The organism is Kitasatospora sp. NPDC057940 (assembly GCF_042887425.1).
In the GTDB taxonomy this organism is placed as follows: Bacteria; Actinomycetota; Actinomycetes; order Streptomycetales; family Streptomycetaceae; genus Kitasatospora.
In genome coordinates, this window is sequence record NZ_JBHVPH010000013.1 from 145,810 (window position 1) to 157,411 (window position 11,602).

The following is an 11,602-nucleotide window of genomic DNA, read 5'->3' on the forward strand; positions in this document are numbered from 1 at the left end:
CCCGCCTGGCAGGCCTTCGTCACCGCCGTCCACGCCGGCGAGTTCGACGCCCGGTAGCAGCAACTCCCGGCCCCGCCGCCCCGATCCGGCGGTTTCTAGGGGCCTTCTCAACCCCTCCGCCCGGTTCAATCCGCCGCCGCGGCCCAACACCGTGCGGGCGAACGTCAAGACCGGGCACGACCGGGAGGTGTTCGCCGTCTACCCGTACCGCTCGGCCTGCCCGCAGGCGGTCTGGGCGCAGCTGATCGCCGAGGCCCGGTCGGATGTCTTCCTCGCCGGCTACACCAGCTACTTCGTGTGGCTGGAGCAGCCCGCCCTGCTTCGGACTCTGCGGCGCAAGGCCGAGAGCGGCTGCCGGGTCCGGTTTCTCCTCGGGGATCCGGACTCCGAGACGACGCGTCAGCGTGAGCAGATCGAGGACGTGGCGCTCACGGTGTCCACCAGGATCAGGGTCACGCTGGAGAACCTGGCCAAGCTCTCCGGCACCGAGGGCTTCGAGGCCCGGTTCAGTGCTCCGGACGACGGTCCGAACCACGTCGGCCTCTCCGTCTTCCGCTTCGACGAGCACGCCCTCGTCACACCTCACCTCGCCCGCGCCGTCGGCCACGACTCGCCGCTGATGCACCTGCGGCGCAGCGGGGAGGATGGCATGTTCGACCGCTTCGCCGAACACGTCGAAGAACTCTGGTCCCGGGGCAACGGCATCCGCTCCGGCCCGCACTGACACCTGCGCCTAACCCGGCGCCAGAGTGGGAAGTCATCCCCATCGACTTTCCACTCCACCCGCAGGAGGCACCCACGATGGCAACCACCTGGCGCAAGAGCAGCTACAGCGGACAGGGCGGTCAGTGCGTCGAGGTCGCCGACGGCTTCACCGGCGTGCAGCCCGTCCGGGACTCCAAGGACCCCGACGGGCCCGTCCTCCGCTTCCGCTCCCCCGCTTGGCGGGCCTTCGTCGCCGCCGTCAGTGCGGGCGAGTTCGACGACCGCTAGTGGCATCTCCTGGGTGGGATGGAGGAGCTGTCGGGTCCGGGTGACCGCGTTCGTCAGCGGTCGGGGGTGTGGGCGGCCGGGCGGACGGCGTCGGGCAGCAGGTGGAGTTCGTAGGGGGTGTAGCAGTCCGACATCTCGCCTCCGACCACGGCGCCGCAGCGGCAGGCGCGGTTGGGCGGGCCGTCGCCGGGGGCTCCGCAGCAGCCGGGTGGCCCGGTTGTTGTCGCGTGCCAGGTGAGGCCGGTCCCGTCGTCGGGGTGCAGGACGAAGGTGTTCCGGGGCCCGGCGGAGACGACGACCATTGCGTCGAAGTCGCTGATGCACGGGCCGCCGGGGTAGGCGGCGGGGCAGCCGGCCTGGTCCTCGGCCGGGACGAACGGCGGGCCGTGCGGCTGCGGATCGACGGCGTAGTGGCCGCGGGGCACGGTGGGCGGGGCCTGTCGCCGGCCGTTGACGAGCTCGCCCTCGAACAGGTGCCGGGCCGGAACCGCCGGGAGGGGGTCGAGGTCGGCGGTGAGGGCCTCGCCGCAGGCGGCGCAATGAAAAATCGTCATCGCGGCATGTCTACAGCGCAGGCCCTCACCTCGCAACGGGATTCCGCTGCCCCGCCGGCGGGGCTCGCCCGTCAGGCGAAGCGGAACACCTGGTCGGGCCAACTGCCCTCGGGGGTCTCGCCGTCGAGGGCCTTGCTGATCGTCCGTTCCTCGTAGGCGAAGTGGGATTCCATGATCGCCGTGAGGCCGTCGAGTTCGCGGCCGACCGCTTCCAGCCCTTCGCCGGGTGGTCCGGCCGATTCGGCGGCGTGGTCGGCGAGTTCGCGCACCCGGGTGAGGATGGCGGCGATCATCTCGTGGTCCTCGACGAGTTTGGCGACCGTCCCGGCGAGCTGTGGGTGTTCGCGCACCAGTTGGGCGAACATGCCCTCGTCCTCGCCCTGGTGGTGTGCCGTCAGTGCGGCGCAGAAGGCCAGGCAGTGGGTGCGCAGTGTGTCGCCGTCCGGGCGGCGCTGTCCGATCCCGTCCCTGATGCGGCCGATCTGGCGGCGCAGTTCCTGGTGTGCTCGGGAGAGTTGAAGACTCAGGGCGACCAGGCGGTCGCCGTCATGGGAAGCCACGGGAGGCGGCCCCTTCGGTTCCGCACCTCCATGCCTGACGCTGTCCGCCACCGGCACGCGATGCTGGCGCCATCCGATCACGGGCCCCGGCGCCGGGGCAAGCGCCGCCGGGGCAGGGGCCGGTGGCCCCGGGCCCGGGCGGGCCGGGGCCGGGGTGGGGGCCCCGGCCCTACGCGGGGGCGGTGGGGGTGGTCAGGCGGTGGCGGGCGGCGGTGAGGAGTTCGTCGGACAGGGCGGGGTCCTCGCTGGCGCGGGCCAGGAGGAGGGCTCCGACCATGGTGGACAGGTCGGCGAGGGCGCTGTCGCGGTCGGCGGCCTCGGGCAGGTGCTGGAAGCCGTCGACCAGGTCGCGCAGTCCGGCGGTGAAGGCGGTGCGCAGCGGGGAGCCGGGTTCGGCGCGGGCCGCGTCGGCGGCCAGGGCTGCGGCGGCGCAGCCCTGGCCGGGGTTGTCGCGGTGGGGGGTGGAGAGGTAGCGGGCGAGGAACTCGTCGCGGGGGGTGGGGTGTTGGGGCGCGGCCGGGTCGGGGGTGGGCGTGCCGGGTGCGGGGTCGTCGGCGAGGCGGTCCATGGCTTCGCGGCGTTCGGTGAAGGCGGCTGTGAGGGCTTGGGCGACGAGGTCGTCCTTGGAGGCGAAGTGCCGGTAGAAGCCGCCGTGCGTCAGGCCTGCGGCGGCCATCGCCCGGGGGACGCTGACCTGGTCGGAGCCCTGCTCCCGGATCAGTCTGGCGGTGTGGTCGATCACCTCCTGGCGGTGGCGTTCGGCCTCGGCCCGTGACACGCGGGGCATGCCTGCGTTCCTTTCCTCGTCCTGCGGTGGTGGTGGTCCTACTTTCCCATCCGGGCTTCCCCATCCAGTTTAGATGATGGTAATAATCTAAACGTTGCGGTGCCCCGGCTGCGGGCACCGCCTTCCCGAGAGCGAGGAACACGCACATGACCGTGATCGACGGCTCCACCGCCCTGGTCACCGGAGGCCTGCGCGGCCTCGGCCGGGCGTTCGTCGGGGAACTGCTGGCGCGCGGCGCGAAGAAGGTCTACGCCACCGCCCGCACCCCCGTGCCCAGCGAGGACGCACGGGTGGAGGTCCTCGCCCTGGACGTCACCGACGACGCCTCGGTGGCCGCCCTGGCCGAGCGCGTCCAGGACGTCGACCTCGTCTTCAACAACGCCGGCGTCCTGCACCCGGGGGCGCTGCTCACCGGCGACCTGCGGCAGGTCCAGGAGACCTTCGACACCAACGTGCTGGGCCCGCTGCGCATCGCCCGGGCCTTCGCGCCGGTGCTGGCGGCCCGTGGCGGCGGCGCGCTGGTCGACATCCACTCCGCGCTGTCCTGGGGCGCGGGCGCCGGCGCCTACGGCGCCTCCAAGGCCGCCCTGTGGTCCCTGACCAACTCCCTGCGCCTGGAGCTCGCCGCCCAGCACACCCAGGTCGTCGGCGTGCACCTGGGCTTCGCGGACACCGAGATGGTGGCGGCCCTGCCCGTCGACAAGATCCCGGCCGCCGAGGTGGCCCGCATCGTCCTGGACGGCGTCGAGCGCGGCGACCGCGAGGTCCTCGTCGACGACCTCACCCGGGCGCTCAAGGCCGCGCTCCCCGGCCCGGTGGAGGGCCTCACCATCCCCATCCGCCGCTGAACCGCACCCTGCCGAGACCCGTCGAAACCCGTCGAAAACCAGCGAGGAGAACACCCATGCCGCTGTGGCACGTCTACCACCCTCCCGGCACCTACACCCCCGGGCAGAAGCAGCAGCTCGCCGCCGACATCACCGGGTTCTACACCCGCTTCGGGCTGCCGAAGTTCTACGTGATGACGCTCTTCCACGAGATCGGCGCCGACTCCTTCCACGTGGGCGACCAGCCCGCGCACGCCGCCGTGCGGATCGTGGTCGAGCACATCGCCCGGCACACCGAGGACCCCGACCTGCGCAAGCGCACCCGGGAGGCCCTCGCCGCCCTCCTCGCGCCCCACACCACCGGGCGCGGCCTGCACTGCGAGTTCCACATCGACGAGACGCCCCGGGACCTGTGGATGATCAACGGGATCGCCCCGCCCCCGTCCCAGAGCGAGACCGAGAAGCTGTGGGCCCGCGAGAACCGCCCGATCCCCTACTGATTCCCTGCCGGCCTCCTGCTGATCTCCTGCCGACGGGCGCCCCGGCACGGCGCCTCCGCAGGAAGTCGGACAGGCCGACTTCCCACTCCAGGACCCACCGACCCGGCACCCCGCGGGCGGTGGGTCCTGGCGGATTCAGGCAGGCCCAGGCGGATTCAGGCGTCGAGGGCGGCGGGGGCCGCGGGGGTGGCGGGGGTGGCGGGGGTGGCGGGGGCGGCGGCGAGGAGGGCGTCGAGGAGGCCGGGGAAGCGGGCGTCGAGGTCGGTGCGGCGCAGGCTGACGAAGCGGTTGCGCCCGGCGACGCGGGTGGTGGTGACGCCGGCCTCGCGCAGGACGCGCATGTGGTGGGAGACGGTCGACTTGTGGAGGTGGTCCAGGCCCAGGTCGCGGGGGGCGCAGGAGTGTTCGGCGCCGTCGGCGTAGCTGAGCAGCAGGGTCATCCGGACGGGGTCGCCGAGGGCGTGCAGGACCGTGACGAGGTCGATGTCGGCGGTGGTGGGCTGGGGAAGCCGATCGTCTTCGGTCATGGCGCGTGGTCCTCGTCGGGTCGTCGATGGTTTGACAATCATCCACCCATCCTTAGTGTTTGACGAGCGTCAAACTGTTGCCCTATCGTCAAACAATCGGGGGGCTTTTCCATGCCCGTACGCCTGCTCCTGCTCGCCCTCGGCACCTTCGCCATGGGCACCGACTCGATGGTCGTCGCCGGCATCCTCGGCCCGATCGCCGCCGACCTGGGGGTGTCCGTGCCGGCCGCGGGCCAGCTGGTCACCGTCTTCGCGCTCGGCTACGCGCTGCTGGCCCCGGCGCTGGCCGCGCTCACCGCCCGCTGGCCGCGCCGGCGGCTGCTGCTGACCGCGCTCGCGGTGTTCAGCGCGGCCAACGCGCTCAGCGCGCTCGCCCCCAGCTACGGCCTGCTGCTGGCCACCCGGGTCCTGGCGGCCGCCGGGGCCGCGCTGTACACGCCGACCGCCAACGCGGTGGCCACCACCCTGGTCGCCCCCGAGCGGCGCGGACGGGCGCTGGCCACCGTGCTGGGCGGGATGACGGTGGCCACCGCGCTGGGCGTGCCGCTGGGCACCTGGGTGGGGCGCGCCGACTGGCGGATGACGATGTGGCTGGTCACCGCGCTGGGCGTGGCGGCGCTGGCGGGACTGGCACTGCTGCTGCGCGACCTGCCGGCACCGGTGGCGGCGCCGGGGCTGCGGGCGCGCCTGGCCCCGCTGGGGCAGCGGCGGGTGCTGGGGGCGGCGGCCACCACGCTGGCGTTCTTCCTGGCCTTCCAGTGCGTCTACATCTACCTGGCCACCGCCGTCTCGGGGGCGACCGGGGGCGACGCGGACCGGCTGAGCCTGGTGCTGCTGACGGCGGGCGTGATGTCGGTGGCGGGCAGCTGGCTGGGCGGGCGCCTGGTGGACCGGGTCGGGGTGCGGCGGGTGCTGCTGACCGGCTCGACGGTGGCGGCGGGCGCGTTCGCCGCGCTGCCCTGGCTGGGGCGCAGCATGCCGGGGGCGCTGGTGTACGCGGCGGTGGTGCCGCTGGCGGGGTGGGCGGTGTCGGTGGCGCTGCCGCACCGGCTGGCGTCGATCGATCCGGGGAACGCGCCGCTGCTGATCTCGCTGAACAGCAGTGCGCTGTACCTGGGGACGGCGGCCGGGGGTGTGGCGGGCAGTGCGGCGATCGCGGCGCTGGGCGGGCGGTGGTTCCCGTTCGCGGCGGCGGGGCTGGCGCTGGTGGCGGCGGTGACGGCGGCGGCGACCACGCGGGACGCGCGGGCGGGTGCGCGGGCGGAGGGGGAGGCGACGGTGCCGGCGCCGGCACCGTCGCGGTCCTGATCCCCGGGCGGGCGGGGTCCCGACGGGCGGGGTCTCAGCGGGCGGGGGCCCTCAGCGGGCGGAGCCGAGGTTGCGGTCGGCCTCGGCTCCGGCGAGCAGCAGGGTGGTCTCCTCGATGCGGCGCAGGCGTCCGCAGGGGGCGTACCGGCCGAAGAGGTAGACCTCCATGGAGACGCGGGTGCCGTCGGTCTTGAGGACGTCGACGGTGTGCCGGGTGGCGGTGCGGTCGCCGTCGTGGAGTTCCTCGTGGACCTGGACGCGGCCGGAGGCGACCACGGCGCGCAGGTGGCGGATGTGGTCGGTGAAGGCGGCGCGGTCGTCCCAGCGGCCGTCGGTGCGCTGGCGGTAGTCGGGGGTGAAGTGGCGCTCGACGGCGGTCTCCAGGTCGAGGCCGGGGGTGAAGAGCAGGTCGTCGAGGGCGGCGGCGATGGTGGTGCGGGGGGCGGTGGCGGGCATGGGGGTTCCCTTCTCGGAATCCGACAATGCGTGCGTGGCGCACGCTTCATGGGATGAGCGTACCCCAGGAACGCGTGCGTCGCGCACGCTATGATCGGGGGGTGGACCACTTCCCCGAAATCCCCGACCCCGCCCCCGTCCCTGGAACTGCCTCCGGCCTCGGGGACGCCGTCGCCCAGGCCCTGGCCGTCCTGCTGCGCCGCCCCGCCCGCGCCGCGCTCTACCGGCGCCTGACCGAGGGCCTGGGCGAGGCGGTGGACGAGGTCACCTACCCCGTGCTCTCCGGCCTGGCCCGCACCGGGGCGCGCAGCGCCGCCGATCTGGCCGCCGAGATCGGCCTGGACCGCTCCGGGGTCAGCCGCCGGGCCACCCGTCTGGAGGAGGCCGGGCTGCTGCGCCGCGAGGCCGACCCGCGCGACCAGCGCGCCACCCTGCTGACCCTGACCGGCGCGGGCGAGCGCACCGTGGCGGTGATGCGCGGGCGCCTGGCCGGCGGCATCGAGGAGGCGCTCGCCTCCTGGCCGCCCGGGGAGGCCGAGGCGTTCGCCCGGTCGCTGCGGCGCTTCACCGAGCAGGGCCCGTTCGGCTGAGCACGGGACGCGCGGGCGCGCGGGCGCGCGGGGCGGCGAGGTCAAGGAGCAGCGGGGTCAAGGGGCAGCGGGGCGCGCGGGACGGCGCCGTGAGGGCGAGGGGCCCGGAAAACGCGGGTGCCCCGGGCCGGTGAACCGGTCCGGGGCACCCGCGGGCGCGGGGATCAGGCGCCGAGGACCTCGCCGACCAGGGCGCGGGCCTCCTCCTGCACCCGGGCCAGGTGGCCGGTGCCGAGGAAGGACTCGGCGTAGATCTTGTAGACGTCCTCGGTGCCCGAGGGGCGGGCCGCGAACCAGGCGTTGTCGGTGCACACCTTGATGCCGCCGATCGGCGCGCCGTTGCCGGGCGCCTCGGCCAGCACCGCGGTCACCGCCTCGCCGGCCAGCTCGCCCGCGGTGACCTGCTGCGGGGAGAGCCGGGCCAGGCGCGTCTTCTGCTCACGGTCGGCCGGGGCGTCCACCCGGGCGTAGGCGGGGGCGCCGTGACGCTCGGTCAGCTCGCGGTAGTAGGCGCTGGGGCTGGCGCCGGTGACGGCGGTGATCTCGGAGGCCAGCAGGGCCAGCAGGATGCCGTCCTTGTCGGTGGTCCACACCCCGCCGTCGCGGCGCAGGAACGAGGCGCCGGCCGACTCCTCGCCGCCGAAGGCGATCGAGCCCTCCGCGAGCCCGTCGACGAACCACTTGAAGCCCACCGGCACCTCGACCAGTTCGCGCTTGAGGTCGGCGGCGACCCGGTCCAGCATCGAGGAGGACACCAGCGTCTTGCCGACCGCGGCGTCGGCGGGCCAGTCCGCGCGGTGGCGGTACAGGTAGTCGACGGCCACCGCCAGGTAGTGGTTGGGGTTCATCAGGCCGCCGTCGGGGGTGACGATGCCGTGCCGGTCGGCGTCCGCGTCGTTGCCGGTGGCGATGGCGTACTCGTCCTTGCGGCCGATCAGGGAGGCCATCGCGGACGGCGAGGAGCAGTCCATGCGGATCCTGCCGTCCCAATCCAGCGTCATGAACCGCCAGGTCGGGTCGGTGACCGGGTTGACCACCGTCAGGTCCAGGCGGTGCGTCTCGGCGATGCGCGCCCAGTACGCCACCGACGCCCCGCCCAGCGGGTCCGCGCCGATGCGCAGCCCGGCCGCGCGCACCGCGTCCAGGTCGAGCACGGCGGGCAGGTCCTCGACGTAGGTGCCCAGGAAGTCGTGGCGCCCGGTGGTCGCCGCCGCCAGCGCCCGCGCGTACGGGACGCGCTTGACGCCGCGCAGGCCCTCGCGGATCAGCTCGTTGGCGCGGTCCTGGATCCAGCCGGTGGCCTGCGAGCCGGCCGGGCCGCCGCTGGGCGGGTTGTACTTGAAGCCGCCGTCGCGCGGCGGGTTGTGCGAGGGGGTGACGACGATGCCGTCCGCCAGCGCCCGGGGGCTGCGCCGGTTGTGGGCCAGGATCGCGTGCGAGACCGCGGGCGTGGGGGTGTAGCCGTCGGCCGCGTCCAGCAGCACCTGCACGCCGTTGGCGGCCAGCACCTCCACCGCCGTCACCTTCGCCGGCTCCGAGAGCGCGTGCGTGTCGGCGCCCAGGAACAGCGGTCCGGCGATGCCCTGTTGGGCCCGGTACTCGCAGATCGCCTGCGTGGTCGCGGCGATGTGGTCCTCGTTGAACGCGGCGTCCAGCGAGGACCCGCGGTGGCCCGAGGTGCCGAACGCCACCCGCTGGCCGACCTCCTGAGGGTCCGGGTTCAGGGCGTAGTACGCCGTCACCAGCCGCGCCACATCCACCAGGTCATCCGGCTGCGCCGGCTGCCCGGCCCGTGCGTGTGCCATCCGTCTTCTCCCGCCAACTTCCCGTACGCGTCCTTGCCCCGTGCCACCGATCGTAGCCAGAACGCGACCGTGCCCCGAACCGCGAGGCGGGCCGGGGCACGGCGGGGCCGGGGTCCAGGGGCCGGGGTTCGGGGGCCGGGGTCCAGGGGCCGGGGGCCGGGGGCCGGGGGCCGGGGTTCAGGCGGGCAGCTGCTGGCGGTAGGCGTCCAGGGCGGGGGCGGTGGTGGTGGCGAGGAACTCGGTCACCGTGTAGGCGACCAGGCCCTCGCGGGCGAAGGGGTCGGTGCGGGTCAACTCCTCGACCGCGGCGCGGTCCTCGCCCAGCGCGATGATCACCCCGCCCTCGCGCGGCACCTTGCGGCCCGAGGCGAGGAACGTGCCGGCCTCGTAGTGCCCTCGCAGCCACTCGACGTGCTGCGGCAGGAAGGCGTCGATGCGCTCCAGCGGGGCGGTGTACGTCAGCTCAAGTACGAACATGCGACCAGGCTAGCCCCGCGCGACAGGGGCCTCGCGGCCGGGGCGCGCGGCGTGTACCGAACCCCATTGTGCCAGCTCAGCGGGGGGTTCCGGTAGGACGCAGAGCACCCGGATCACACCTTGCCGGGCGGCGGGCGCAGCCCGCAGACTCGTCCGCATCCACTCCTTCGGCCACGCGCCGGCCCCCTGCCCAGGGCGGCCGGGGCGCGCGCCGTGCTGCGCACGGGCCGCATCGCGCCGGGGGCGGTGGGCGGTGAACGGTGAACGGACGAAGGGGGACGCGAGGATGACGGTGCACAAGGACGTGGCGGACAAGGACGTGGCACACGGGAACGTGGCGGACGAGGACGTGGCGCGCACGGACGCGGTGCACAGGGACCTGGTGCTCAAGGCGCGGGTGCGGCTGCTGAGCCACAACGAGTGGGTGCTGGAGGCCCCGGAGGGGCTGTGGGTGTACCGGGCGCTGTTCCCGGCCGGCCCGCGCGTGTACGCCTACAAGCTCGCCTACGTGCTGTGGTCGGCGGCCGGCTCGCCGCGGGTGGCGCACCTGCCCGGGGCGCGGCGGGCGCTGCTGGAGGAGGCGCGGGACGCCTGCGCGCACATCCCCGACGGCGCCCCGGCCCACCAGGCGCGGATGCGGGAGTACGTCGCGGCCGCGCTGGCGGGGCTGGAGCAGCAGGAGGGGCGTGCGGGGAGGTAGGTGGTCGCGGGGTGGTTGCGGTACAACAATCCCTATTTGACGACTGATCGGAGAAACGCTGATATGAGCAGTTCAGGTCTGTCCCGCCGCGCACTGATCGCCGGCGCCGGCGCCGCCGTCGTCGGCTGGAACACCGCCGCCCGCGCCTGGGCCGCCGAGCCGGGCGAGAACGTGGATCAACTGCCCGCCCTGGACGGCACGGTGGCCCTGCGGGGCGCCGACGTGGAACGGTTCTCCTCCGACTTCGGGCACCTGGTCACCGCCTCGCCCCGCGCGGTGCTGCGCCCGGCCTCGGTGCGCGACGTGCAGAAGGTGGTGGCCTTCGCCCGGCGCCACCGCATCCCGGTGGCGGTCAACGGGCAGAGCGGCGACCAGGCGACGGCCGGCAGCGACGGGCTGGAGTCGCACTCCAGCTACGGCCAGGCCAACCCCCGCGGCGGCATCGCGATCGACGCGCGCGGGCTGTCGCGGATCCTCTCCGTCGAGCCCGGGCGGGCCGTGGTGGAGGCGGGCGCCACCTGGGCGCAGCTGACGGACGCGGCGCTGGCGGCGGGCTGGATGCCGCCGTGCCTGACGGACTACCTGCACCTGTCGGTGGGCGGGACGCTGAGCGTGGGCGGCATCGGCGGGGCGGTGCAGCGCCACGGGCTGCAGGCGGACACCGTGCGGTCGCTGGACGTGGTGACCGGCACCGGCGAGCTGGTGACGGCCTCGCGCGAGCACAACCGGGAGCTGTTCGAGGCGGTGCTGGCCGGCGGCGGGCAGGTGGGCATCATCGTGCGGGCCACGCTCGCCCTGGTGCCGGCGCGCGAGCGCGCCACCGTGTTCACCCTGGCCTACGACGACGCGGACCTCTACCGCGCGGACCAGGAGAAGGTGCTGGCCCAGGGCCGCTTCGACCTCCAGGTCGGCAACGTGGTGCGCAGCGCGGACGGGCAGCGGTGGCGCTACACGGCGGAGCTGGTGGCCTACGGGGACGCCGGGCGGGCGGTGGACCGGGAGGCGCTGCTGGCGGGGCTGCACGGGGTGCCGGGCGAGACGACGGTGGTGGAGCAGAGCTGGCGCGAGTACGCGTTCCGGGTGGACGCGTTCGCGGGGTACCTGCGGGCGGCCGGGTTCTGGGGGCTGCCGAAGCCGTGGCTGAGCCTGTTCCTGCCCGCCTCGACGGTGGGGGTGTTCATGCGGGAGGCGACCGCGCTGCTGACGGCGGCGGACCTGGGGGCGGGGCTGCTGCTGTTCTACCCGTACGCGCGGGCGCGGGTGGGGACGCCGCTGGCGGTGCTGCCGCAGGAGCCGGTGGGCTGGCACTTCGACCTGCTGGCGTTCCCGGCGCCGGGGGCGGACACGGCGGCGATGCTGGAGCGCAACCGGCGGCTGTACGACCGGGCGGTGGAGCTGGGCGGCAAGCGGTACCTGATCGGGGCGGTGCCGGGGATGACGGGGGCGGACTGGCGGCGCCACTACGGCGGCCTGTGGGAGCGGGTGGAGCGGGCCAAGCGGCGGTGGGACCCGGCGGGG

Annotated in this window: 15 protein-coding genes; 8 read left to right on the plus strand and 7 right to left on the minus strand. The window is 74.6% G+C overall.

Annotated elements, in window-relative coordinates; all coding sequences use genetic code 11:
• Positions 1-151 precede the first annotated feature (151 nt).
• Complete coding sequence (locus tag ACFVTF_RS21160; RefSeq protein ID WP_387815473.1) at positions 152-724, plus strand: DUF5919 domain-containing protein; 573 nt, start codon at positions 152-154, stop codon at positions 722-724.
• 77 nt (positions 725-801) lie between these two features.
• A complete protein-coding gene (locus tag ACFVTF_RS21165; RefSeq protein ID WP_387815475.1) occupies positions 802-993 on the plus strand; it encodes a DUF397 domain-containing protein in 192 nt (63 codons plus the stop codon).
• Positions 994-1,046: 53 nt separating this feature from the next.
• On the opposite strand, the gene ACFVTF_RS21170 is transcribed toward ACFVTF_RS21165, so the two are convergent.
• The 3 genes from ACFVTF_RS21170 to ACFVTF_RS21180 form a co-directional block, all read right to left on the minus strand.
• The gene (locus tag ACFVTF_RS21170) at positions 1,047-1,547 is read right to left on the minus strand and encodes a hypothetical protein (RefSeq protein WP_387815477.1); all 501 of its coding nucleotides are present in this window, start codon (positions 1,545-1,547) and stop codon (positions 1,047-1,049) included.
• A 71-nt stretch (positions 1,548-1,618) separates the two neighbouring features.
• On the minus strand, positions 1,619-2,107 hold the full coding sequence (locus ACFVTF_RS21175; protein ID WP_387815479.1) for a hemerythrin domain-containing protein: 489 nt from the start codon (positions 2,105-2,107) through the stop codon (positions 1,619-1,621).
• Between the two features lie 169 nt (positions 2,108-2,276).
• Positions 2,277-2,894, minus strand: a complete 618-nt coding sequence (locus ACFVTF_RS21180) for a TetR/AcrR family transcriptional regulator (RefSeq protein ID WP_387815481.1) — start codon at positions 2,892-2,894, stop codon at positions 2,277-2,279.
• Positions 2,895-3,040: 146 nt separating this feature from the next.
• Here ACFVTF_RS21180 and ACFVTF_RS21185 point away from each other — a divergent pair, with 146 nt between their 5' ends.
• A complete protein-coding gene (locus ACFVTF_RS21185) occupies positions 3,041-3,742 on the plus strand; it encodes an SDR family oxidoreductase (RefSeq protein ID WP_371515325.1) in 702 nt (233 codons plus the stop codon).
• Positions 3,743-3,798: 56 nt separating this feature from the next.
• Entirely contained in the window at positions 3,799-4,221 is a 423-nt protein-coding gene (locus tag ACFVTF_RS21190; RefSeq protein WP_387815483.1) for a tautomerase family protein, read from the plus strand.
• Positions 4,222-4,376: 155 nt separating this feature from the next.
• On the opposite strand, the gene ACFVTF_RS21195 is transcribed toward ACFVTF_RS21190, so the two are convergent.
• Entirely contained in the window at positions 4,377-4,748 is a 372-nt protein-coding gene (locus tag ACFVTF_RS21195; protein WP_387815485.1) for an ArsR/SmtB family transcription factor, read from the minus strand.
• Positions 4,749-4,859: 111 nt separating this feature from the next.
• On the opposite strand from ACFVTF_RS21195, the gene ACFVTF_RS21200 reads away from it, so the two are divergent.
• Positions 4,860-6,056: an MFS transporter gene (locus ACFVTF_RS21200; RefSeq protein WP_387815487.1), complete on the plus strand. Its 1,197-nt coding sequence runs from the start codon at positions 4,860-4,862 to the stop codon at positions 6,054-6,056.
• Positions 6,057-6,107: 51 nt separating this feature from the next.
• On the opposite strand, the gene ACFVTF_RS21205 is transcribed toward ACFVTF_RS21200, so the two are convergent.
• Entirely contained in the window at positions 6,108-6,512 is a 405-nt protein-coding gene (locus ACFVTF_RS21205; RefSeq protein ID WP_363377590.1) for a nuclear transport factor 2 family protein, read from the minus strand.
• 182 nt (positions 6,513-6,694) lie between these two features.
• On the opposite strand from ACFVTF_RS21205, the gene ACFVTF_RS21210 reads away from it, so the two are divergent.
• Complete coding sequence (locus ACFVTF_RS21210; protein ID WP_350886161.1) at positions 6,695-7,102, plus strand: MarR family transcriptional regulator; 408 nt, start codon at positions 6,695-6,697, stop codon at positions 7,100-7,102.
• A gap of 164 nt (positions 7,103-7,266) precedes the next feature.
• On the opposite strand, the gene pgm is transcribed toward ACFVTF_RS21210, so the two are convergent.
• Together pgm and ACFVTF_RS21220 are read right to left on the minus strand one after the other, a co-directional pair.
• Positions 7,267-8,907, minus strand: a complete 1,641-nt coding sequence (gene pgm / locus ACFVTF_RS21215; protein ID WP_387815490.1) for a phosphoglucomutase (alpha-D-glucose-1,6-bisphosphate-dependent) — start codon at positions 8,905-8,907, stop codon at positions 7,267-7,269.
• Positions 8,908-9,084: 177 nt separating this feature from the next.
• Complete coding sequence (locus ACFVTF_RS21220; protein WP_371515331.1) at positions 9,085-9,384, minus strand: YciI family protein; 300 nt, start codon at positions 9,382-9,384, stop codon at positions 9,085-9,087.
• Positions 9,385-9,670: 286 nt separating this feature from the next.
• Here ACFVTF_RS21220 and ACFVTF_RS21225 point away from each other — a divergent pair, with 286 nt between their 5' ends.
• Complete coding sequence (locus tag ACFVTF_RS21225) at positions 9,671-10,084, plus strand: hypothetical protein (RefSeq protein ID WP_387815492.1); 414 nt, start codon at positions 9,671-9,673, stop codon at positions 10,082-10,084.
• Positions 10,085-10,147: 63 nt separating this feature from the next.
• The coding region (locus tag ACFVTF_RS21230; protein WP_387815494.1) for an FAD-binding protein at positions 10,148-11,602 on the plus strand (1,455 nt) is incomplete at its 3' end.

Bases quoted from the DNA above. Each gene is read 5' to 3' on its own strand.
- ACFVTF_RS21225 (WP_387815492.1), top strand. From the start codon at position 9,671: ATGACGGTGCACAAGGACGTGGCGGACAAGGACGTGGCACACGGGAAC.
- ACFVTF_RS21170 (WP_387815477.1), bottom strand. From the start codon at position 1,547: ATGACGATTTTTCATTGCGCCGCCTGCGGCGAGGCCCTCACCGCCGAC.
- ACFVTF_RS21185 (WP_371515325.1), top strand. From the start codon at position 3,041: ATGACCGTGATCGACGGCTCCACCGCCCTGGTCACCGGAGGCCTGCGC.
- ACFVTF_RS21180 (WP_387815481.1), bottom strand. From the start codon at position 2,894: ATGCCCCGCGTGTCACGGGCCGAGGCCGAACGCCACCGCCAGGAGGTG.
- ACFVTF_RS21200 (WP_387815487.1), top strand. From the start codon at position 4,860: ATGCCCGTACGCCTGCTCCTGCTCGCCCTCGGCACCTTCGCCATGGGC.
- pgm (WP_387815490.1), bottom strand. From the start codon at position 8,907: ATGGCACACGCACGGGCCGGGCAGCCGGCGCAGCCGGATGACCTGGTG.
- ACFVTF_RS21195 (WP_387815485.1), bottom strand. From the start codon at position 4,748: ATGACCGAAGACGATCGGCTTCCCCAGCCCACCACCGCCGACATCGAC.
- ACFVTF_RS21190 (WP_387815483.1), top strand. From the start codon at position 3,799: ATGCCGCTGTGGCACGTCTACCACCCTCCCGGCACCTACACCCCCGGG.
- ACFVTF_RS21205 (WP_363377590.1), bottom strand. From the start codon at position 6,512: ATGCCCGCCACCGCCCCCCGCACCACCATCGCCGCCGCCCTCGACGAC.
- ACFVTF_RS21165 (WP_387815475.1), top strand. From the start codon at position 802: ATGGCAACCACCTGGCGCAAGAGCAGCTACAGCGGACAGGGCGGTCAG.
- ACFVTF_RS21220 (WP_371515331.1), bottom strand. From the start codon at position 9,384: ATGTTCGTACTTGAGCTGACGTACACCGCCCCGCTGGAGCGCATCGAC.